At 65.5% G+C, this 21,699-nt stretch carries 23 protein-coding genes; 6 read left to right on the forward strand and 17 right to left on the reverse strand.

Annotation, left to right across the window (positions count from 1 at the left end; genetic code table 11):
- Window positions 1-148: 148 nt before the first annotated feature.
- The 8 genes from CH293_RS10980 to CH293_RS11015 all read right to left on the reverse strand — a co-directional run bounded on the left by CH293_RS10980 (window position 149) and on the right by CH293_RS11015 (window position 7,368).
- Window positions 149-1,201: an ABC transporter ATP-binding protein gene (locus CH293_RS10980; RefSeq protein WP_094720200.1), complete on the reverse strand. Its 1,053-nt coding sequence runs from the start codon at window positions 1,199-1,201 to the stop codon at window positions 149-151.
- Window positions 1,201-2,808, reverse strand: a complete 1,608-nt coding sequence (locus tag CH293_RS10985; RefSeq protein ID WP_255122802.1) for an iron ABC transporter permease — start codon at window positions 2,806-2,808, stop codon at window positions 1,201-1,203. The genes CH293_RS10980 and CH293_RS10985 overlap by 1 nt, the downstream gene beginning before the upstream one ends.
- A gap of 52 nt (window positions 2,809-2,860) precedes the next feature.
- The gene (locus CH293_RS10990; RefSeq protein ID WP_255122803.1) at window positions 2,861-3,886 is read right to left on the reverse strand and encodes an ABC transporter substrate-binding protein; all 1,026 of its coding nucleotides are present in this window, start codon (window positions 3,884-3,886) and stop codon (window positions 2,861-2,863) included.
- 100 nt (window positions 3,887-3,986) lie between these two features.
- The gene (locus CH293_RS10995; protein ID WP_094720202.1) at window positions 3,987-4,919 is read right to left on the reverse strand and encodes a CopD family protein; all 933 of its coding nucleotides are present in this window, start codon (window positions 4,917-4,919) and stop codon (window positions 3,987-3,989) included.
- 24 nt (window positions 4,920-4,943) lie between these two features.
- Window positions 4,944-5,462 (reverse strand): copper resistance CopC family protein, encoded by a 519-nt coding sequence (locus CH293_RS11000; RefSeq protein ID WP_094720203.1) that lies wholly within the window; start codon window positions 5,460-5,462, stop codon window positions 4,944-4,946.
- The gene (locus tag CH293_RS11005; RefSeq protein ID WP_094720259.1) at window positions 5,459-6,133 is read right to left on the reverse strand and encodes a YcnI family protein; all 675 of its coding nucleotides are present in this window, start codon (window positions 6,131-6,133) and stop codon (window positions 5,459-5,461) included. Before CH293_RS11005 ends, CH293_RS11000 begins: the two co-directional genes overlap by 4 nt.
- Window positions 6,134-6,182: 49 nt before the next feature.
- Window positions 6,183-6,704: a hypothetical protein gene (locus CH293_RS11010; RefSeq protein WP_037110567.1), complete on the reverse strand. Its 522-nt coding sequence runs from the start codon at window positions 6,702-6,704 to the stop codon at window positions 6,183-6,185.
- Window positions 6,705-6,717: 13 nt separating this feature from the next.
- On the reverse strand, window positions 6,718-7,368 hold the full coding sequence (locus CH293_RS11015; protein WP_019667066.1) for a DUF6474 family protein: 651 nt from the start codon (window positions 7,366-7,368) through the stop codon (window positions 6,718-6,720).
- Window positions 7,369-7,499: 131 nt separating this feature from the next.
- On the opposite strand from CH293_RS11015, the gene CH293_RS11020 reads away from it, so the two are divergent.
- Entirely contained in the window at window positions 7,500-9,122 is a 1,623-nt protein-coding gene (locus tag CH293_RS11020) for a TM0106 family RecB-like putative nuclease (RefSeq protein WP_094720204.1), read from the forward strand.
- Window positions 9,123-9,150: 28 nt separating this feature from the next.
- Here the strand turns inward: CH293_RS11020 and CH293_RS11025 are convergent, their stop codons facing one another.
- From CH293_RS11025 to CH293_RS11050, 6 genes are all read right to left on the reverse strand, one after another.
- On the reverse strand, window positions 9,151-9,918 hold the full coding sequence (locus tag CH293_RS11025; protein WP_094720260.1) for an SDR family NAD(P)-dependent oxidoreductase: 768 nt from the start codon (window positions 9,916-9,918) through the stop codon (window positions 9,151-9,153).
- A 142-nt stretch (window positions 9,919-10,060) separates the two neighbouring features.
- Window positions 10,061-11,134: a hypothetical protein gene (locus tag CH293_RS11030; RefSeq protein ID WP_255122804.1), complete on the reverse strand. Its 1,074-nt coding sequence runs from the start codon at window positions 11,132-11,134 to the stop codon at window positions 10,061-10,063.
- Window positions 11,131-12,339 (reverse strand): sensor histidine kinase, encoded by a 1,209-nt coding sequence (locus CH293_RS11035; RefSeq protein WP_094720205.1) that lies wholly within the window; start codon window positions 12,337-12,339, stop codon window positions 11,131-11,133. The genes CH293_RS11030 and CH293_RS11035 overlap by 4 nt, the downstream gene beginning before the upstream one ends.
- 40 nt (window positions 12,340-12,379) lie before the next feature.
- Window positions 12,380-13,072: a TMEM165/GDT1 family protein gene (locus tag CH293_RS11040; RefSeq protein WP_037110564.1), complete on the reverse strand. Its 693-nt coding sequence runs from the start codon at window positions 13,070-13,072 to the stop codon at window positions 12,380-12,382.
- A 236-nt stretch (window positions 13,073-13,308) separates the two neighbouring features.
- Window positions 13,309-13,836 carry a hypothetical protein gene (locus CH293_RS11045; RefSeq protein WP_037110562.1) on the reverse strand — a complete coding sequence of 176 codons (528 nt, stop codon included), beginning with the start codon at window positions 13,834-13,836 and terminating at the stop codon, window positions 13,309-13,311.
- Between the two features lie 162 nt (window positions 13,837-13,998).
- Window positions 13,999-14,622, reverse strand: a complete 624-nt coding sequence (locus tag CH293_RS11050; RefSeq protein WP_019667073.1) for a superoxide dismutase — start codon at window positions 14,620-14,622, stop codon at window positions 13,999-14,001.
- Between the two features lie 293 nt (window positions 14,623-14,915).
- On the opposite strand from CH293_RS11050, the gene CH293_RS11055 reads away from it, so the two are divergent.
- Window positions 14,916-15,989: an acyltransferase gene (locus CH293_RS11055; protein WP_255122810.1), complete on the forward strand. Its 1,074-nt coding sequence runs from the start codon at window positions 14,916-14,918 to the stop codon at window positions 15,987-15,989.
- A gap of 69 nt (window positions 15,990-16,058) precedes the next feature.
- On the opposite strand, the gene CH293_RS11060 is transcribed toward CH293_RS11055, so the two are convergent.
- Window positions 16,059-16,985, reverse strand: coding sequence for an LLM class F420-dependent oxidoreductase (locus CH293_RS11060; RefSeq protein WP_037110559.1), 927 nt, complete (start codon window positions 16,983-16,985; stop codon window positions 16,059-16,061).
- 188 nt (window positions 16,986-17,173) lie between these two features.
- Here CH293_RS11060 and CH293_RS11065 point away from each other — a divergent pair, with 188 nt between their 5' ends.
- The 4 genes from CH293_RS11065 to CH293_RS11080 all read left to right on the forward strand — a co-directional run bounded on the left by CH293_RS11065 (window position 17,174) and on the right by CH293_RS11080 (window position 20,400).
- Window positions 17,174-17,494 carry a rhodanese-like domain-containing protein gene (locus tag CH293_RS11065; protein ID WP_020111775.1) on the forward strand — a complete coding sequence of 107 codons (321 nt, stop codon included), beginning with the start codon at window positions 17,174-17,176 and terminating at the stop codon, window positions 17,492-17,494.
- Entirely contained in the window at window positions 17,494-18,531 is a 1,038-nt protein-coding gene (locus tag CH293_RS11070) for a DUF4328 domain-containing protein (RefSeq protein ID WP_217900752.1), read from the forward strand. The genes CH293_RS11065 and CH293_RS11070 overlap by 1 nt, the downstream gene beginning before the upstream one ends.
- Window positions 18,528-19,307 (forward strand): glycerophosphodiester phosphodiesterase, encoded by a 780-nt coding sequence (locus tag CH293_RS11075; RefSeq protein WP_037110556.1) that lies wholly within the window; start codon window positions 18,528-18,530, stop codon window positions 19,305-19,307. The genes CH293_RS11070 and CH293_RS11075 overlap by 4 nt, the downstream gene beginning before the upstream one ends.
- A gap of 187 nt (window positions 19,308-19,494) precedes the next feature.
- Window positions 19,495-20,400, forward strand: coding sequence for a DUF5926 family protein (locus CH293_RS11080; RefSeq protein WP_176459974.1), 906 nt, complete (start codon window positions 19,495-19,497; stop codon window positions 20,398-20,400).
- A gap of 64 nt (window positions 20,401-20,464) precedes the next feature.
- Here CH293_RS11080 and CH293_RS11085 read toward each other — a convergent pair whose 3' ends face one another.
- Window positions 20,465-21,019: a ferritin gene (locus tag CH293_RS11085; RefSeq protein ID WP_019667080.1), complete on the reverse strand. Its 555-nt coding sequence runs from the start codon at window positions 21,017-21,019 to the stop codon at window positions 20,465-20,467.
- A gap of 111 nt (window positions 21,020-21,130) precedes the next feature.
- Window positions 21,131-21,673 carry a ferritin gene (locus CH293_RS11090; RefSeq protein WP_037110553.1) on the reverse strand — a complete coding sequence of 181 codons (543 nt, stop codon included), beginning with the start codon at window positions 21,671-21,673 and terminating at the stop codon, window positions 21,131-21,133.
- Between the last annotated feature and the right edge of the window lie 26 nt (window positions 21,674-21,699).

A 21,699-nucleotide genomic window follows, 5' to 3' on the forward strand; every position in this document is an offset into this window, starting at 1 on the left:
ATTACTTGCTGTCCGCAACCATATAGATAAATAGATGAGGTAAACAACTATTTTACCTATCTTGTGGGTCACACTGGCGTCGAGAGCGGACAATCCGGACGAAGCGACACGCGAGGGAGCCGACCGACTCCGCGTACGACGGTAAGGACTACCCCGAAGTTGCCGTGAACATTCCGCGTTCGATGGTCATGGTGACGGCGTCACCTACCGAAGGGCGCGGCCCGCGAACCGCGCAGCGAAAGTCGACTCCGTGCGAGGCGACGACGACGTCGCTCGACTCACGGCCGAAGAGAGACGACGTGATCACGCCTGCCGCGCAGTCGTGCGGCGAACCCGGTCCCAGGGCGATGTCCGACGGCATGACGGTCAACGTTCCACGACCCTGTCTCGCGTGCTCGACGACATCGAGCATCACCTCGAGCGGGTGATCGTCCGCGTGGAACCTGCCGCCGTCGACGATGCCGGTGATGATGTTGGCGTCGGACAGGAACTTGGCGACGAATGCCGAGGAAGGCCGCTGGACCAGTTCCTCCGGGGTGCCGATCTGCGCGATCGAGCCGCCGTCGAGCACCGCGACGCGGTCGGCCAGCGCCAATGCTTCGTTTCGGTCGTGCGTGACATGGATGACGGTGAGTCCGGCGGCGCGCGTCAGCGAGCGGAGTTCCAGTCGGAGTCGATCGCGCAGAGGCTCGTCGAGCGCCGAGAGCGCCTCGTCGAGCAACAGCGCCCGCGGCGTCCTCGCGAGGGCACGTGCCAACGCAACACGCTGCCGTTGTCCGCCGGACAGGGTCGCGGGGTTGCGCGACTCCAGGCCGGGGAGACCGACGAGTTCGAGGACTTCGCTCACGCGCCGTGTGCGATCCGAGCGCGACATCCCCGCGAGCTCCAACGGGTAGGAGACGTTCTTCCCGACGGAGCGATGCGGCCACAGGGCGTGCTGTTGGAACACCATGCCCAGTCCGCGATGTTCGGGCGCGATCGGGCGCCGCCCACCTGCCACGACGTCGCCGCCGATGGTGACGGTGCCCGTCGTCGGCGTCAGAAATCCCGCGACCGTGCGCAGCAGGGTCGTCTTGCCTGAACCGGACGGCCCTACCAGCGCGAGGAATTCACCGTCGGCGACGTGAAGGTCGATGGCGCGTAAACCGACGGCGCCACCGGGATATTCGAGGTCGACGGCATCGAGGGAGATGGCGGACATCAGGCACTCTTCTTTCGGTCGGTGACGCCCGCGACGAGGCCGAGTCCGGCGATCCCGACCAGGGCGACGAGCAGGGACAGGGCCGACGCCGCGTTGTAGTCGCCCGCCTGCTGCAGGTTGAAGATCGACACCCCGAGCGTCTGCGTGCCGGGGGCGACGAGGAGAACCGACATGGTGAGCTCACGTACCGCCGTCAAGCCGACCAGCACGGCACCGGAGGCGGCAGCGGGGATCGTCATCTTCCACGAGACGTCGTACAGGGCTCGCGCGGGCGAGGCGCCGGAGGAGCGGGCGACCTCTTCGAGTTGAACCGGCGTCGAGAGCAGCGGCGCCCTGACGGCCTGCACGACGATCGCGAGGAACGCCATGACATAGGCGCACAGGATCACCCAACGGGTGTCGAACAAGCCGGTCCAACGTCCGACGATCAGCCACCCGACTGCGATGACCAAACCCGGTATGGCCTGCGGGAGCATCGCGACCAGGTCGAGACCGGTGTTGTCGCGTGAGCGGGTGCGTGTCGTGACCACGCCCAGGGTCAGGCCGACCACTCCGCAGATCACCGCCGCACCGAGCGCCAACGTCAGCGAATTCTGAATGCCCACAACCGTTCCAGGTGCTGTGACTGCTGCGACGATGGAGTCGAGAGTGAGGTTGGCCCACGTCAGCGGAACACCGGGCGCGGGCAGCAACGCCTGGGTGGCGAGCGCGAAGATCGGCATTGCCGTGATGCTCAGTGCGAGAATCCAGGTGGCGAGGCCCACCGCGGACCGGCTGCGCCCCAGCGTGAGCCGAGTCGGGGGAGTGACCGGCCCGTCGAGAGCTGCACTCCTGCGGCTGAGTCCTCGGTCCGCCACTACCGCCACCACCGCCAGCAGCAACAGGACGATTCCGATGGCCGAGACCACCTCCAATGGCTGTGCGACGGTACCGGATTGGATGAACCGATACACCATCGTCGACAACGTCACGTATCGATCCGGCAGCCCGACGAGGGCGGGAATCCCGAAGTCCGCCAGATTCGATACCGCCACCAAGGTGAACGACGCGACCGCGGCCGGCCGCAGCAACGGCAGCGTCACGTACGTCAGCGCGCGCAGCGGGCTTGCCCCGGACATCCGCGCAGCCTCTTCGAGGTCGCCGGGAATGCGGCGCAAAGCTGCTGCGACGATCAGGTACGCAATGGGATAGGAGTGGATGGTCAGGAGGAAGACCACGCCGTCTCCGCCGTAGACGTTCCACAGCGGTCCGCCGAACCGCTCTGCCCAGAACGAGTTGATCATCCCGCTCGGCCCGAGCAGACCGGTCCACGCGATCGCACCGACGAACGGCGGAATCAGCAACGGCGACAAAAGGACGAGCCGCAGTACCGAGCGGCCGGGAAGATCCGTCCGGTCGAGCAGTAGGGCCATCGCGACGGCGATCACCACGGCGAACAACGCCGACAGTCCCGCCGACACCACGCTGTTGACTGCAGCGTCGACGATACCGCCGTCGATCAGTTCGCGAACATGGTTGCCGCCCAGCCCGATCGACACCACTGCGCCGATGGGCGCCAGGATCGACACCGACACCACGACCCACAGCAGCAATCTCAGAGACCACAAACCCTGTGAGTGAAAATGTGTCCTCCAGGACACATTTCCACTCACATAGGAACTATCCGACAAGTTCGGTGAACCTCTTGACCGCCTCGGGCTGAGATGCGGTGATCTCGTCGAGATCCGGGTTCAGCAGATTCAGATCGGCGAGAGCCGGCGCGCCATCGGGAGTTCCGACGTCACCACGCACCGGGAGGTACTGTTGCTCGACCGCGAGCTCCTGACCTTGCTTGCCGACGAGGAAGTCCACGTACTTCTTCGCCGCGTCCTGATTCTTCGAATCGGCGAAGATACCCGCAGGCTGGGAGATGTACGGAACACCGTCCGTCGGGTACTCGAGGGCGATGGGCGAACCCTTCTCCGCCAGTTCGCGAACCAGGTAGTCGACGACGATTCCGATCGGCTGAGTACCTGCCGCAACGGATTGTCCGACAGGGCCGTTGCTCTCGGCGACGATCGGTTCGTTCGCAGCAAGACCTTCGAGCCAGGGCTGGCCGAGGGACTCCTCGTTCAACCACACCGCGGTGTTGAATGCCGCCGCACCCGAGACATCGGGATTGGGAAGAGTGATCTGTCCCTTGTACTTCGGATCGGCGAGTTGCTGCCACGACGTCGGCGGCTCCGACACGGCACCGGTGTTGTACGCGATCACAGTGGGGATGATTCGGGTTCCTACGTAGTATCCGTCCGGATCGACGATCTCCGGGTTCAACGCGGACACGTCCGCGGGGGTGTACTGGAGCAGCAGGTTCTCGTCCTTGTACCCCTCGAACGTCGGTGCATCCGCAGCCAGAAGCACATCCGCACCGATCGAGCCCGTCTCACGCTCGGAAGCGATGCGCGCGTTGAGGTCTCCGGTACCGGCGCGGTAGACCTGCACCTCGATGTCCGGATTCGCGGCAGTGAACTCCGCGTTGAGTGCGTCGATCTTCGCCTGTGGTTCGGAGGTGTAGACCGTGAGGGTGCCGCCGCTGGACTCCGTGCCGGCAGCAGCGGGATCGGCAGGCTCGGAGCACGCGGACAGTGCAGCTATCGAGGCAATCGAAACGAGGACGCCCACGGCCGGGCGGCGAAAAGGTATCACGTGACAAGCTCCTGACGAACGACGAAGCTGACATCGTGACCGTCCCGAACGACGCGAGTCGGTCGCCGCGGGAAACGCGAAGTGGACGGGTCGTGAAGGACTACGCCGTCGTTGCCAGAGCAGCAGCCAAACCGAATGCAACAGCAAGCACGCAGACGTGGACGGCAGCACGCACAGTCGACTCGTCGGCTTTCGTGCGATGAGCGGCTACCGACACCAGCCAGGTGGCGCGCAACCGTCGGGCAAGCACCACGAGGACGACGAGAAGAACGGTCTTGCCGAGGACGATACGGCCGTATCCGGTGTCGACCAGGGCCGACAAGCCACCGAGTTTCACAGCAGCGTTGACGGTGCCGCTCACGGCGAGAATCCACACCGACCACCACGCCAGGCGCGAATACACGGGCAACACTGCGGCCCAGGCGCCCCGCGCACGCAAGGTCAGGGCCATCGCGGCCAGAACGCCGATCCAGACCGACGCCGCGACGGTGTGCACGGACACGAACAACGCGCCGAGGACCTGCTGCGACATGTGCCCTGTGACAGGACGCGCCACGAGCGCGACGACGGTGAGGACGACGACGGGTACCGGGGACAGACAGCGCCCACGCTGCCTCGCAGAGTTCGAGGGCATCGCCGTCCGATACGCGAACAACGAATACGTCACCGCCGCTGCGATGCATGCAACGGTCACCACACCCAATTGCCCCACGGTGATGTCGGTGAGGAACGTCGCGAAGTTCGACACCGACAGTCTGCTGATCCCACCCCCGAACGACTCCGTCGCCGCCGTCGCCAGCAGCGCGGTCTCGACTGCGGTCCACAGGCCACCGACGACGACGGCGGTGCGCCACACCGGAGGCTTCGACCGATCCGGAAACAGATCCGTGCGCAGCAGAGCAAGCCCGAGCGTCGTCGCCCCGAGGCAGTCCGCGACAACGCGGAGCACCGACGACGGGTCGGGGCCGTCGGGGTGGGCGAGCAACCATGCCAGGCCCACCCCGACGATGCCCGCCGCCCCTGCGGCGAGCACCCACCACCGGCGGAACGCGCTCAGCTACTTGTCCTTCGGCTTGCGCAACGCGTAGGCGAGACCACCTGCGAAGACGAGGACACCCGCGACGAGGAAGATCCACACGGGGATTCCTCCGCCGCTGTCGTCGTCGGACTCGCCGCCTCCGGTAGCGGACGCCGCGGCACCTGGTGTACCTGCACCCTCGGTGGTCAACGTGAACCCGATCGTGCCGCTGATGGGATGGCCGTCGGCCGACGTCACGCGGTAGGCGATCGTGTACTCGCCGGCCGGGCCGAGTTCGCCGACGTCGACGACGATGCTCTGGCCTTCGATCCGCGGGTCACCCTTGGACCACAGGTTGCCGTCCGGTCCGACGACGTTCAGAGTTGCGAACTGCGACTGCGGAACTTCGTTGAACGAGACCGCCACCTGCGCAGGCCCTGCGGCGATCTCGGAACCGTCGGCCGGAGTGGACCCGGTGACCACGGAGTGAGCGGATGCCGTGGGCGCGCCGATCAGCAGCGCCGAGATCGCGACTGCGGCAACGATCAGCTTTCTCATGACCGGCGTCCTCGCACGGTCGCGCCGATGCCGAGTGCGGCACCGAGGGCACCGAGAACCAGTGCTCCGCCGGCGAGCCAGCGTGCTGTGGTGTCGGATTCGGAACCTTGTGCTGCCTCGGTGGAATCCGACGCCTCGGTGGAAGTCGATACCGAATGACCGCCGTGACCGTCGGAACCGGCGGCCGCGAGCGTCAGCGACGGCGCCGGGTATTCGGGTTCACTTCCATCGGCGGCCGGTTCCTCGGTCCACTCGACGACCTCGCCGTCGTTGTAGGTCTGGACGGCCGGGAAGCTGACGGTGTCCTCCTCGGGCAGGGGACCCGCGGACAGCAGGAACTGTTGGAACTGTCCGGGCAGCACCTCTGCGCCCGGACTCGCAGTCCACGTGACTGCGGTGGCGAGGCCTTCGGCGTTCTTGTCCACGACCGAAGTCCAACCCGGAATCGGCTGGGTGCGTGCGGAATTGAGGCCCGGGAGTTCGACCTTGACCGACGACGTCGCAGCGGTGTCCGATTCGGTGGGGACGCGGAAGGTCAGGACGGCGTATCCGCCCTGCGCGGCGTCGGGTGCGACGACCGAGACGTGTGCGGAGGCCGCACCCGCTCCGACGACGAGGGTGAGTGATGCGGTGCCTGCGATGATCGAGGCACGACGAATCAAGCTGTTCATGGTGATGGGTACTTTCTCGAAAGACGATGTGGCAGAGATGATCGGAGATTCACGCCGACGTCGGCGGGCCACGCCTCGAGATGGATGTCGTGAACTTGAATGTTGCGGCGGAGACCGGGTTCGAGGCCGCGATGGTGAGTCTGGGTGGAACAGCGAGGCGACGCGGTGGATCCACTACCGATCGGACCACGGCCGTGATCGGCCCGTACAGCCGCTCGGCCGTGCACACCGAAACCGCGGCCAGTGCCGATGCGGCAACATGGAATGCAGCCATGGTCGGGCTCGGCAGAATCGTGTGGCCGTGCATCACCGCGTGCGGATCCCCGACGACAAGGGCGACGTGCGACGCGAACTGACCGAGCAACAACCCCGCAAGAAGCAACGGCACGGTCGCGCGGCCGGACCGCGGCACAGCGGAGACGACACCGATCCCGAGACCCACGATCAGCACCAACACGGCCGCCGAACCCGAGGGGTAACCACCGTCGGCCCACCCGTGCGCTGCCACGGACAGCGACACCGTCGTCGCGCCGACAGCTCCGCCGCGAAGCGAAGCAGCGGGCGACCTCATGGAACCGGAAGTACTACCGAACGCCGAGACGAGCCAGAAGGTCGGCTTCGATGCCGTCCAGCTCGGCCGAGATGGCGTTGTGCGCAGCCTTGCGACGTGCGGGAGGCATCTGCTCCGACGTCCGCACCGCGGTACCCAGATCCGTGAGGCGCTGGGAGATCGCGTCGGAGAACTTGCGAGTCTCGGCGTCGGAACTGTTGGCCGTGACCTGGGCGAGCGACTTCTCCGAACCAGCGATACGTGCGCTCAGTTTCGCGCCGTAGCCGCTGTACTCGCTCAGCTCGGCGGGGTTGACGCCCAGCTTGCCTGCCTTGCGCTCGTCCAGACGGTTCCGCAGGACCGCAGCGCCGCGGTAGACGATGGGGGTCAGAACGGGGATCAATACCCGTGCGATCGAGATGTACTTGCGCACCTGAGCCGCGTTGAACGACCCCTGCAGCGCCGCCTTCTGCTGCGCCTGAAGGGTCCTGATCTGCGCCTTCTCGACGTTCTTCTGCGACTTGGCCTCGACCGCGCTCAGCTTGTTCTGCGCCTTCGCGATGGACTTCAGTTGCTTGCGCTCGTTCTTCGCTCCGAGCTTGGCCTCGAGTGTTGCCTTGTGCTTGAGCGCCTTGGCCTCGGCCTTACGAGTGGCACGACCCTTGCGCTTGCGGAACAACCCCATCGACAAGGCCCCTAACGTCAGCTTCGGTACGGTTCGGGCGCGGTATTCGCGCTGGCTGACACACAGCCTATCGCTGACGCAGCGGTGGGTCGCATGGGGCGTGTCGGTGGGGGGACATAGGCTCATCAACTGTGAACAGCCAGCCTGTCGCGGCGACACGGTCAGCCGGAATACGGTCGTCGGTACTCATCGACGCCGGGTCCCTGACGCGGTGCCGTCATCGGCTGTACCTGGACACGGCCTACTCAGCGCTGCAGCGCGACGAACCGGAGAACCCTGGCGTACGGCAACGGCGTGAGGCTGCAGCAGCGCATCGCGAAGCCACTCGTACGTCCTTCGCGGCCACCGCACCCGGGTGGACGGAGATCGACGCCCCCGACGCCAGGACCGCGGCGGAACTGACCCTGGCCGCGTGTAGGCGGAAGGCCCGTTGGATCTGGAATGCCGTGCTTCCTCTCGACCACGAGCACGGTCGACGCGGTCGCAGCGAGATGCTGATGCTCGATCCGTCCGGTTCCGGATACATCCCGGTCATCGTCGTCAATCACAAGGTCACCGACCCGGGCCGCGGGGCAACCACCACCCCGTTCGGCGAGTGGGCACCGAGCGTCGACGAGAGTCGCAAGGTGCGAAGCCAGCTGCGGGACCAACTGCGGCTCGCGCATCTCTATCGGATGCTCGAGCGAGAGGGCTTCGCATCGTCCACCGCGGTCGGTGGCGCAATCGGATACCGCGCCGAGTGCATCCTCGTTCACGACCTCGAGACCGTGTTCGCGGAATACGATTCGCGCTTCGCGGACCGCCTCGCGGTGGCGCGTGGCGAGAGCTTCACCGTGCCGTCCCAAGTAAGCGAATGCCGATCGTGCTCGTGGTGGTCGGATTGCAAACCGCAGCTGACCGCCAATCGCGACGTGTCTCTGGTGGCGTCGGGGATGCGGGCCGAGGTACTGCGCAGGCAAGGCGTCTTCACCATCGACGACCTCGCGGACTGGACCGGCCCGGAGCCGGAGGATTGGCCGTTCGGCAGTTTCGACGACGCCGTTGCCGCAGCGACGGCGTGGCGAGCGGACGTGCCGCTTCTGCGTCGGACCGAGAAAACGACGGTGCACCGCGCCGACGTCGAGGTCGACGTGGACATGGAGAGCTTCCAGGAGCACGGCGCCTACCTGTGGGGCACGCTGCTCACCGAGCAGGGAGGGCAGCCCGCGGTCTACCGAGGATTCGTGACCTGGGATCCGTTGCCGACCGTCGACGAAGGACGATCGTTCGCAGAGTTCTGGGGCTGGCTGATGGGCAAGCGCCGCGACGCCGCTGCACGCGGCAAAACCTTTGCTGCGTACTGCTACTCGCGTCAGGCCGAGGACAAATGGCTCCTCGATTCTGCCCGACGCTTCAGCGCCGTACCCGGCGTGCCCACCGAGGCCGAGATCCGCGAATTCATCGACAGTGAACAATGGGTGGACATCTACCAGGCCGTCAGCGACCAATTCATCTGCCCCGGCGGCAAAGGGCTGAAGAAAATCGCCCCCGTTGCCGGGTTCACCTGGCGTGACGACGAAGCCGGCGGCGAGGCGTCCATGGGTTGGTACCGCGACGCCGTCGGCTACGACGGAGAACCCGACCTCACTCAGCGCGAGCGGTTGCTCGTCTACAACGAAGACGACGTCCAGGCCACGAAAGTCCTGCGCGAGTGGATGACCGACCGCGCGGACCTCGAGATTCCCACCCTCGCATCGTTACGCGCCCGAGCCTGAGATCCCGGCTGTCCGGCCCGGTAGACCTCTACCGCGGCGCCATGCGGATTGCGCCGTCCATGCGGATGGTTTCGCCGTTGAGGTAGTCGTGCTCGGCGAGCATCTGGACCAGCTGTGCGTATTCCGCGGGTTGTGCGAGGCGTGAGGGGAACGGGACGCTCGCTTCGAGGCCCTTGCGGTACTCCTCGGTGACGCCGGCGAGCATCGGGGTGTCCACGATTCCGGGGGCAATGGTGTTGACGCGGATGCCGACCTGGGCAAGGTCGCGGGCGGCGGTGATGGTCATTGCGTGCACTCCGCCCTTGGATGCCGTGTACGCGATTTGGCCGATCTGGCCTTCGAAGGCGGCGACGGAGGCGGTGTTGATGATGATGCCGCGCTGGCCTGCGTCGTCGACCGTCGGGAGTGACTGAATTCGGTTGGCGGCGAGGCGCATCACGTTGAACGTGCCCAGCAGGTTGATGGTGATGACGGTGCGGAAGAGCTCGAGCTCGTGCGGGCCCTTCTTCGACAGGATGCGTCCCGCCCAGCCGACACCGGCGCAGTTGACGACGATCCGCAGGGGCACGCCGGACGCGGTGATGGTGTCGAGGGCTGCCTCGACGTCGGCTTCGCTGGTGACGTCGGCGGCGATGAGCGTGACGCCGGCGGGCACGCTGTCGCCCGCCCGCTCGATCGACTGGGCCAGGTCGAGGCCGAAGACCGTCACCCCGGCGTCGGCGAGGCGCTTGGCCGTTGCCGCACCGAGGCCGGATGCCCCGCCTGTGACCAACGCTGCTGTTCCCGAAATCTCCACGTACACATCTCCTCGACTAGAGCGGTGGACGATCGGCGCAAACGATCAGCGCTGACCGTGATTGTCTCGTCCTGCACCATAACCGGACAGCAGTGAGACGCGCCCAGCGGCGTGACAGAAGTGGAGTGGATCACACTCGGTGTCAGTTACTGATTTCGTGGGCTCGACCGTCGTGCTCGTATTCGATTCGGTAGGTCCGTTCGGAATCGACGAGCATCGTGGCGAGGGCGGGTCGGCCTGCGGGGAGCAGCCGCAGGGTCGCCGATCCGCTCGGCATCCGGTCGATGTGCTCTGCTGCGGAGTCGACGACGAGGTCGCGCACCGCGGTGTCGAGTTCGACGTCGGCGCGGTCGTCGAGGAGTACGACGCTGACTCCGCGGTCGCGTGCCGTCCGAACCGACGTGCGTAGACGATCGGTGACGAGTGCACGTGCACGCAACGAATCCCGCAACTCGGCTTCGAGCAGGGTGTACGACGCGATCTCCTCGGGAGCCAGGTCGGGGCCGTGGACTGTGCGTTCGAGGAGTGGGCGAGCGAGTTCGTCGAGCCGACGCAGTTGCGAGTCACGCTCTTCGAGCACGGCTGCGGCGGCCGCCTCGGATGCGACTCGCGTCGTCGACTGGTCACGCAGCGCGAAGACGGAGCGAGCGAGGGGCCGGAGCGTGAACGCGAAGAACGTCGACATCAGCAGTGGGGCAGCGTTGATGACGCCGAAGGCGATGCCGTAGGCGGCGCCCTGCCCGGTCTGGACGGACCAGAAGATCGTCACGGCAACCGTCGTCCCCAGCCCGGCCCACGCCGCCGACGTTCGCCCTCGCACACACAGGGCCGTGAACAGTGCGACGCTCGTGCCCAGCGGCCAGGTCTGCAGCGGGCTGCTGACCGGAACGGGAATTACGCTGTAGGTCAACGCGCAGCTGACGGGGCCGAGGGCAGCGATGAAGGCGGTGTGCCGCCACGGCAGTGGATCTCCTGGTGCGGTGATCATCGTGATCGCACCGATCGAGCACAACCCAGCGGAGACGAAGATCGGCCACGGGGAGCTCACTCCGTCCAACGTTGCTGCCGCGCAGAGGAAACACGTGAAGATGTAGAGGGCGACCAGTCCCGTCGCGAATCGCGACCGCAGTCCGATGAGGTCGCGAATATCCTGGCCCGAGCCGTCCTGACACGCGTCGTCCCCGCTCCGGGTGCCGTTCACGACGGTGCCGATCACGACGGTGCCGACCAGTGCAGTGCCACCGTCGTGCCACCGTCGTTCTTGTCCGAGTCGACGCGCGCGGAGCCACCGGGCAGGCTGCGCATGCGTCCGACGATGCTCACCGCGATCCCCATGCGATGCGGCGCGACCGATGCGGGGTCGAACCCGGACCCGTCGTCGGACAGCACGATGGAGATGTCGTCCTTTCGCAGCGACAACGTCGCGACCCGCGTCGCGTCGGAACCTGCGTGCGTGACGCTGTTGCGAACTGCCTCGGCCAAGGCGGCACTGGCCGTGCGGATGACCTCGGCGGGATACAAAGCGTCGGTGCGTGATTCGACGGCGATTTCGATCTCCTCATCGACATTCGTTGCGGCCGAACGTAACCGGGCGAGCGCCTCGTCGACATCGAACGTCGTGGCGGACGAGTGATTTCGCAGCGAGTCCAGCTGAGCGAGAGTGTGTTCGGTCTGTCGGATCACTCCCTCGGTGCGACCGAGGCGAGCCACCGCGAGGAGGGAGGACAGCACCCCGTCATGGATGAGCGCGTCGAAACGTTCCCGCTCGACGGCCCGGGCGCTCACCGCAGCCTCCGTCGCCGCCTGTCGATGGGTGGTGTCGCGCGTGCTGTCGAGAATGCGCGCGGTGCGGATGACGCCGAGGGTGGCGGCCACGAAGATGGAACAGAACATCAGCGCGAACGTGATGTCCGCCAGCAACGGGCCGTCCAGCAGTGGACCGCGGAGGATGTTGATGCTGAGCTGAACCGAGACGACAGTGACGGTCAACTGTGCGAAGGCCAGCCACGACGGCAGCGACGCGGCCGCGGCCAGTCCCGCCAGGCCGGGGAACGACGCCAGGGGCATCCCGTTGGTGTCGACGACGGAGGTGTCCCATGCGAGCCACCAGCTCAGTGCAGCGGCCAGGAAGGCGAATGTCGCGACGGCACCGGTGACTCGGATCCACTTGGTGTCCGCGGCCAGGGAGGCGAAACCCATGGACAGTCCGGTTCCGAACACGGCGATCATCGCTGTGGGCGTCCACCAGGATTCCGTGACATACGCCGTGCGGAGGAAATCCGGCAGCAGAATCGCGAAGTAGATGAGGTAACCGGCGGCGACGAAGCGCGCTACCGTCCGGAGAAGCCGCTCCGACGACGTGTTGTCGTCGTGGGTGGTACTGCGCAGCTTCCTGCTGGGAATGTCGTCGATGGTTGTCATGTGCCCCTGGTTCTGATCGGGGCAGATGATACGTCGGTTCTTACTTGTCGTTCAATACCTCGGCCGGCACAGGGCGACGGCGCCGGACAGCGGCGATTGCCCCCCACACGGCAACCGACAGGGCGAGAACGACGCCGCCGGCGATCACGGGCGCGGACGTTCCGGGCATGACGCCCTCGAAGAACAGCGAGACGCCGAACACGAAGAACAGGATCGCGGCACCGAACTGGATGATGCGCTCCGGCAGATGCTTGCCCAGGACTGCGCCCACGACGATGGCGAGGGCGTCCGCTGCGACCATGCCGACGGTCGAGCCGATCCAGACTCCGACCCAGTTGTTGTCCGCGGCGAGGGTGACGGTGGCGAGCATGGTCTTGTCGCCGAGTTCGGCGAGGAAGAATGCCGACGCGATTGCGATGAACGCCGAGCGGGTGACCTTGGAGGCCTTGTCGCCTTCGTCGTCGGAAAGCTTGTCTCCCTTGATCGTCCACAGTCCGAAGATGACGAAGGCGATACCGGCGACGATCGAGATCAGGTGAGTGGGGATCGACAGTCCGAGGAAATGGCCGACGGCGACCGACACGAGGTGGGTGACGGTGGTGGCGATCGTGATGCCGCCGATGACGACGTACCACTTGTAGCGCAAGGCGAACGTCATGGCCATGAGCTGTGATTTGTCGCCGAGTTCGGCGACGAAGATGACTGCGAAACTCAGCAGCAACGCGGACAGCATGTGGAGACACTCCTTCGGTCGTCTGAATGACCGAAGGTCTCGCCCACCGGCGCCGAGCACGCAGCGTGTGCGTGTGCGGTATCGGTTCACGGTGCCGGGCCCGATTGCGGACCAGTATGTCGACACTGTGATTGGGGGCTACTCCCCTTCGCTGCTGTCAACAGTAGGAGGACGACACCGAAAAGTCCAATGCCGCAGCAAGTTTGGGAACCCGAAAACTCTTGTACGGGCCCCGTTCAGGAGGCGAGGAGCATGGCCAAAACTGCAGTGTCGGGATCGCTGATCGGGTCGAGGCCGATGCGACTCACCATCGAGGTCACGGTCCCGTCGGATTCGGCTTCCACCCAGGCAGCACGGTGATCGAGGCCGAGATGCGGCAGGCCGGGAAGAAGGACACATCCGGACGCCGCACCCGCGCATTCGGGTAGCGACGGGGTGGTTTCCGACGGTGGATGCAGCATCAACATCGCCGCCGGCTGGTGGTGCGCGAACCGTTCGGGTGTGACAGCTGTCTCACCCACGACAGGCCCCTCGGCGAGGACGAGACCTATGGTTCCGGGGGCCGGATCGTCGGGAAGCTCCTCGCGTGCCCCGAAGACCGTCGACGTCGTGAGTAGGCCCGGCATCGATGCGACCTGGACGGCCAGCACGAGAAACTGCGCCCATTCCTTCGTCGTATCCGGCCACCGCCCGGAGATCACGAACCCGCGCAGCAGCCCTGCGGCATGGAAAGGGGAAACGCCGATCAGATCGCGATCGCTCATGTGCACTCCTCGTTCGCCCAGAAATATCCGGTACGCCACGCTGGGTACACCCCAATATGACCCAGAAACGTGCTGGCACACAAGCCGTGTCGAGTGCTAACGAGCACAATACGAAAAGGGCCACCACGGCGATGCGTGATGGCCCTCTGCGGTGCGGAAGAGTTACGGGAAGATCAGACCCGGAGTCTTCGACGTGGCTGCCTCGAAGCGAGCCTGGACGTCGGCCCAGTTCACGACGTTCCAGAACGCCTTGACGTAATCGGCCTTGACGTTCTTGTACTGCAGGTAGAAGGCGTGCTCCCACATGTCGACCTGGAGCAGCGGGATGATGCCCAGCGGCACGTTGGCCTGCTGATCGTAGAGCTGGAACGTCAGCAGCTTCTTGCCGAGCGAGTCGTAGCCGAGAACGGCCCAGCCGGAGCCCTGCAGACCGTTGGCTGCAGCGGTGAACTGTGCGCGGAACTTGTCGAACGAACCGAACTGGTCGTCGATAGCTGCGCCGAGCTCGCCCTCGGGCTTGTCGCCACCGTTGGGGGAGAGGTTCTTCCACCAGATGGAGTGGTTGACGTGGCCGCCGAGGTGGAACGCGAGGTTCTTCTCGAGCAGGAAGATCGAGCCGTGATCCTCGGCTTCGCGGGCTGCAGCGAGCTTCTCGAGCGCAGTGTTGGCGCCGGCGACGTACGTTGCGTGGTGCTTGGAGTGGTGCAGTTCGTTGATCTCGCCCGAGATGTGTGGCTCGAGGGCGGAGTAATCGAAATCAAGGTCGGGCAAGGTGTACTCGGACACGTGGTTCCCTTCTTTGTCGACGCCGGCTTCATCGAACGAAGTGCGGCGCGTAATGCTGCGGATCTTCTCTCGGGTTCAACCCAATCTCATTAGTACCCCCAGTGCAACTGTTGTACTCGAGACGCATTTCTCGGAATAAAACCACGCCTGCGTGGCAGCCTCGGGAGGTCACGGCGAGGTCACAGCTCGGCGCCACGATTGGTCCGGCAGGTGAACAGGAATCTAGACTGGCCGCCGTGAGCCCCCATCGCAGGTCGACCGATGCGGTCGACGCCCGACAGGCGGTCACGGACGTGTACGCGCCGAGGGTTCAACTCGACGGCGCCAACCTGCTGCGGTTGATCGCGGTGCTCGCCGTTCTCTACTCGCACATCTCGTTTTACCTGATCGATGACCGCGGTGAAGGCTGGTGGATGATCGACGTCGTCTACCGGGTGTTCATCCAGGAAGCCGGCCTCAACAACCATCTCTCGTTCGTCGGCGTCGCGATCTTCATGCTCCTCACCGGACTGCTTGTGACCCGCTCGGCAATGCGGCAATCGCGACGGGATTTCGCGGTCAGCAGGCTCTCTCGCCTGGTCCCGGCCCTGTGGGTCTCCGTCGCGCTGGCCATTCTGCTGGTGCGTCTCGGTATCAACGGCATGTTCAGCGGTCAGAACGGGATCAGCAACTCCGAAGCCGCGCTCAGCTTCGTGCTCGGCGGATTCTTTCTGAAGCCCGAAGTCGCCGTACTGGGCGTCACCTGGACGTTGACGGTCCAGCTGATGTTCTATCTGTACTGCGTCGCGGCCCGCGACATCCTGCGGAAGTGGCCCGTCGTCGTTCCCCTCGTCGGTGCTTTTTTGTGTGCGGCGGTGCTGATCTACAACCTCTACATCCCGCAGCCGTGGTCGGTGCCGATGCTGTCGAAGATCGCCGCGACGCTCCCGACGCTGTTCCTCGGGCAGATCGTTTACCTCGGGTGGGCCAGGATCATCAGCTGGAGATGGGTTGCCGTCTCGGTCATCGCGCAGGCCGAGGTGGTGCGACTGGCAACCGACGTCCACGCGTACTGGGCGGGTGATCAGTACATGTGGACCATCGTCGTCGTCACCGGTCTGGTCCTGCTCCTCGCGCGGTACGACGGCAGGATCGCGCACTGGGCGATCGTTCGCTGGACGGGGACCCGCAGCTACGCGATCTACCTGGTCCACACACTGATTCTCTATCGGGTGTACGAGAACGTCGTTCCGTACACCGGCCCGACGGGCGCGGTCCTCGCGTTTCTCGTCGCCACGGCCGCCGTGTCGGAAATCGTCTACCGATGGGTCGAGACTCCCGCTGCACGCTGGCTGGGCGGCCGACTGCGTCGACCCGCGCACGCCTGAGGCAGGCGCGCACGGGCCGAAGCGGGTTCAGAGCCGAGGGTTCAGAGCTGAGGGTCCAGAGCTGAGGGTTCAGAGCTGAGGCATGACCTCCGACGCCACCAGTTCCAGATGGTCCAGATCGGCCAGGTCGAGGACCTGCAGGTACACCCGGGATGCCCCGAGTTCGCCGTAACGCCCGATCCTGTCCACCAGTTCCGCGGGGGAACCAGCTGCACCGTTCTCCCGCAGCTCGGACACGTCACGACCGATCGCAGCGGCGCGTCGAGCGATCTCCTCCTCGGACTTGCCGCAGCACAGCACGAGCGCGCTCGAATACACCAGTTCTCGTCCGGTCTGGGCCGCTGCCGCTCGCACTCGATCGAACTGCGTTCCGGTGGCCTCCAGCGAGGCGAACGGGATGTTGAACTCGTCGGCGTACTTCGCGGCCAACGCCGGGGTGCGCTTCTTGCCGCCACCGCCGATCAGGATCGGTGGGCGTGGGGACTGCGCGGGTTTGGGAAGCGCAGGCGAGTCGACGATGGGGAAGTGCTTGCCGTCGTACGAGAACGTCTCGCCGACGGGGGTCTCCCACAGGCCGGTGATGACGGCCAGCGACTCCTCGAGCTTGTCGAAGCGCTCGCCCAGCGGCGGGAACGGAATGCCGTACGCCGAGTGCTCCTCCTCGAACCATCCCGCGCCGAGACCGAAATCGACTCGGCCCCCGCTCATCGCGTCGACCTGCGCGACACTGATGGCCAGCGGCCCGGGATAACGGAAGGTGGCCGACGTGACGAGAGTTCCGAGGCGGATCGTCTTCGTTTCGCGTGCAATTCCGGCGAGCGTGATCCACGCGTCCGTCGGACCGGGCAGGCCGTCCGAGTTCATCGCCAGATAGTGATCGGAGCGGAAAAACGCGCCGTAGCCCAGATTTTCTGCAGTCTGGGCGACGCGAAGAAGATCGTCGTAGGTGGCGCCTTGCTGAGGTTCGGTGAAGATACGAAGTTCGATGGAGGCCATGGAATCGAGTCTAGGGAATCGAGCTGAGACCCTCCGGGCCTGTGGATGAAACCGGCAGATGTCCGGTTTCTGTGGATCGGTCTGTGGATAGTGTGGATAACTTCCTCCCTCCATCCACAGGGAACGGGTGGCAGGGCCAGTGGATTGCGTGACAAGATCGTTTTGTGTCTGCTCCGGATCTGCCCTCAGTGACCGTCGCCCAGCTACCCACCGAGCTGAGCGAGTCGGTGATTCTGCTCGACGTCCGTGAGAACGAGGAGTGGCAACAGGGCCACGCACCCGGTGCCGTGCACATCCCGATGGCCGAAGTGCCGTCCCGCATCGGTGAGATCGACGCCGACGCGGACTTGTACGTCGTGTGCAAGGCAGGCGGGCGCTCGCTCCGCGTCGTCGAATACCTCGCGCAGATCGGATACGAGGCCACCAACGTCGACGGCGGCATGTCGGCGTGGCAGCACGCAGGCCGTCCACTCGTGCGCGACGACGGCGCCGAGGCGAGAATCGTCTAGTGTCCGCTTTTCAGGTCTGTGCCCGCTGCGCGACGCGGTGGCCCGTCGGAACGCGACCGGCAGTGTGGTGTCCGCGCTGCCACGGCGTGCTGCTGTCTCCGGTGTCCGCGCAAGCGCCCGCAACCGGTACCCGCAACTTCCGCTGGGTCGCCAAGAAAGCACGGAACAAGACCTCGCGGCCGGCCGGTCCGTCGCATCCACGCCGCACCGCGACACCGAAGTACGACGAGATCCCGCGCTGGGGTCTGATAGATCAACCCGTATCGAACGTCCAGGAACGGGAACCGCGACTTCGACGTTGGGCAGGCGCCGCGCCCGGTCTGCTGGTACTGGCCGCGTCGTTGCTCGGCCTCGCCGCAGCAGCGGAGCTGTTCCGGTACGGGATCCTGTTGTACAACCGCACGCGCCTCGTCGGGCAGATGACCCTCGTGACGTCCGACGCGTTGGTGCTGTTCGCCGAGACCGCGTCGATCGTCATCGGAATCGCCGCAGCCGTCGGATCCGCCTGCTGGTTGGTGGATCGACGACGGATCTTCTTCGAACGAGCCGGCACACGAGATCCACGCTCGTCGCGCACCATCTTCGTCGGAACACTCGTTCCGGTGCTGTCTCTCGCGCTGCCCGGGGTCTTTCTCACCGAGTTGGCCGACGCCAAAGCCGGCGTCGGCAAGCCACGTCTGGTCCGTGACATCCGCATCTGGTGGGGACTGTGGGTCCTGAACTGGGCACTCGTCGTCGCCGCATCCCTCTGGCGGCTGCGCGACTCCCTCCAAGCACAGGCCGACGGCGTACTGCTCTCCGCCATCGTCGCCCTGGTGGGCGTCCTCACCGCCCTGTGGACCGTCCACCTCCTCCACAGCATCGACGACCTCGGCTGGCGCGGCACCCACAAACCCTCGCCGACGCGATGGGTCGTCTCGGTTCCACGTGAAACCGTCGCCGACGTCCCCCTCCCGGACCGAACGAACCGTTCGGTCACTCAGAGTGACCGAACGTCACGTTCGGTCACCGAAACGGAGAAGGCGGCGGCGTCGTGAGCGGAGATCGTCGTGGACCGTTCGTCGTTGCGCATCGCGGAGCGTCGGCGGAAAAGAAGGAGCACACGCTCGCTGCGTACGACCTGGCGCTTCGCGACGGTGCCGACGGCCTCGAGTGCGACGTTCGGCTCACCCGCGACGGCCACATCGTGTGCGTGCACGACCGGAGAATCGACCGCACGTCCTCCGGCACCGGAATCGTCAGCGAGCTGGATTACGACACCCTCCGGGGTTACGACTACGGCGACGGCGCCGAGCCCGCCGATCTGCTGACACTCAGCGACCTGATTCAGCTGGTGCTGGACTGGACGTCCAAACCGACGAAGCTGTTCATCGAAACCAAGCATCCGGTGCGCTACGGGTCGCTCATCGAGAGCAAGGTGCTGGCCGAACTCCACCGTTTCGGCATCGGCCAACCTGCGTCCGCCGACCATTCGCGGGCAGTGATCATGTCCTTTGCGGCCACCGCTGTCTGGCGAATCAGACGAGCCGCGCCGATGCTGCCGACAGTTCTCCTCGGCGACTCGTCGCACTATCTCGGGGGCGGCGCGGCCACCACCGTCGGTGCCACGGCAGTAGGGCCCTCGATCAAGAGCCTGCGCGAGCACCCGTCGATAGTCGACCGGGCTGCGGCGTCGGGACGCGCGACGTATGTGTGGACCGTCGACGACAAGGCTGATGTCGACCTGTGCCGTGAACTGGGCGTCGGGTGGATTGCCACGAACAACCCAGCGCGCACCCGCGCCTGGTTGGCAGGAGCGGAGCCTGCGGAGTGACTCGGTGGGGCGGGAGCGGAGCCTGCGGAGTGACTCGGTGGGGCAGGAGCGGAGCCTGCGGAGTGACTCGGTGGGGCAGGAGCGGAGCCTGCGGAGTGAGCCGGTGAGGCAGAGCGGAGCCTGCGGAGTGAGCTGGAGCATTGGGCTTGCTGGACGTGCAGGTGGGGAGACCCTGTAGGTTTCGGTCGTGGGTAAGAGCAAAAGAAACAGTGGTCCGAAGCAGGACAGTAATCGCGCAGCGAAGCTCGCTCAGCGTGCGGCCGAGCGGGAGAACCTGTCCGCGGCGCCGGTGCGGCCGTTCCATGGCGTGCAGGCCGAGTGCGATCTCGTTGCGATGCGTGAGTTCGTTCCGTCGGCGACGGCACCGGTCGTGGTGGACGGTCGCACGCTGACGGTGGCGACGGTGTTGCCCGGTGCGGTTGCTGCGCTGGTGCGCGAGGAGAGCGGGGACGTGCGGGGCTTCGCTGGCCTGCAGGTGCAGGTGCATTCGCGGAATGTCGCGGCCGACCTGTCCAGTGCGTTGTCGTGGGCGTCCATCGCGCAGCCGGGTGAGTCGTTGGAGTCGGCTGGGCCGGACGGCAACACTCCTGCGCTGTCGGAGGTGCTGGATCCGACGCTGGAACTCGACATCACCGTGCACCAGGATTTCAACTGGTGGCTTCCCGAGGGCGCTGAGCCTGCTGCCGACGTCGCGGCGACGGTGGAGCGTGCCAATGGGGCCATCATGCCGTCGGCTCGCCTCGAAGGTGAGGGCCTGACTGCGGCGTGGTGGGTCGATGCGGGCGACAAAGCGCACCTGCGGTGGGTTCGTCCGGAAAGCGAGGACGAGCTGATGCTCGCGTTGGCGCGTCTGCACGCTGCCGGTGATCTGACGCTCGGCGAGGGCTCTCGATACGCCGGTTCGTTCCGGACTCACGGGCTGCTCGTGCCCGTGTTCGATTTGGATCCGGAGATGCACCCGACGGAATGGGCCGCGCCCACCGTTCAGTTCGGAAGCAAGCTTGCCGAGGCTTTGGCTGTGGATGCGCCGCTGACCTCGGAGCAGCGGCGGTCGCGCGACGGACTGCGTGGGCGTCAGGTGACGCTCAGATAATCCGTGGTGAGTGGAAATGTGTCCGCTAGGACACATTTCCACTCACGAGCGCGGGACGTGCGACTTAGATGGCGCCGCCGGCAGCCTGAGGTGCACCGCTGTCCGAGGGGACAGTGTTGCTGTACTCACGAGCAACGAACTGCTCGAGGTCGAACAGGTTGTGTCCGGCACGGTCCGCGACGTTGAGCAGCGTCTTCATGCTCGCAACTTCCTCGACCTGCTCCTTGAGGAACCACTGCATGAACTGCTCGCCGAGGTAGTCGCCCTCTTCGCGTGCGGTGCTCGCGAGCGCGATGATCTGCTCGGTGACGGTCTCTTCCTGGGCAAGCGCCAGAGCGATCGGCTCGCGGGCGTCGGTGAAGACGGACTTCGCGCCGTCGACTCCGGTGAGCTCGACGGTGATGTCGCGGTCCAGGAAGTACTGGACGATCATCATGGCGTGGTTGCGCTCTTCGACAGCTTGCGCGTAGAAGTGCTTGGCCAACTGCGGCAGGTCGGTGTTGGCGAAGTAGACCGCCGTGGCGATGTACTGGTGCGACGCGTTGAACTCGTTCCGGATCTGATCACGGAGGAGTGCGTGGAATTTGGAGTGGTTGGTTTCTTTGACGTCTGCGCTCATGGTGAAGAGAATATGCAGGTCAGGGGCTGTTGTCACCCAAGTTCACCCTTATTGAGGTCAAGGTTGCCTAAATAAACAGGCCCTAATTCTTGACTATGACCAGCGAGAAAGTCATACTGCGCCGGCTTGTTTCGGAGCGTTTGTGGTGCGGTTCACTCGCGCGGCGGTCTCCCTCGCAACGTACGTCTCGACGTCGAACAGTTGATTGCCTGCCCGGTGCACGATGTTCAGCAGGCTCCTCATGCTGGCCACTTCCTCGACCTGCTCCTGCAGGAACCACTGCATGAACTGCTCGCCGATGTAGTCACCGTTGTCCCGTGCCGTACGCGCGAGTGCGGTGATCTGCTCGGTCACCCGTTTCTCCTGAGCAAGCGCCAACTCGACAGGTTCGGCGACCTTCGAGAACTCGTCGACGACGTCGCCGATCCCCGAGATCCCGACCTTCACCTTTCGCTCGATGAGGTAATGCACGATCATCAAAGCGTGCCCGCGTTCCTCGGCCGCCTGTGCGTAGAACCTCGCCGCGAGCTGAGGGAGATCGTTGGTCTCGAACCACACTGCAATCGCGAAGTACTGATGAGACGCCGTGAACTCGTGATGCACCTGAGCGCGGAGTAGGTCGTGAAAAGCGTTGCTGCCGTCGCTCGAAGTCATGCACCCCAGATTACCGCTGGGGGTTG

Source organism: Rhodococcus sp. 14-2470-1b, assembly GCF_002259415.1.
Lineage (GTDB): Bacteria > Actinomycetota > Actinomycetes > Mycobacteriales > Mycobacteriaceae > Rhodococcoides.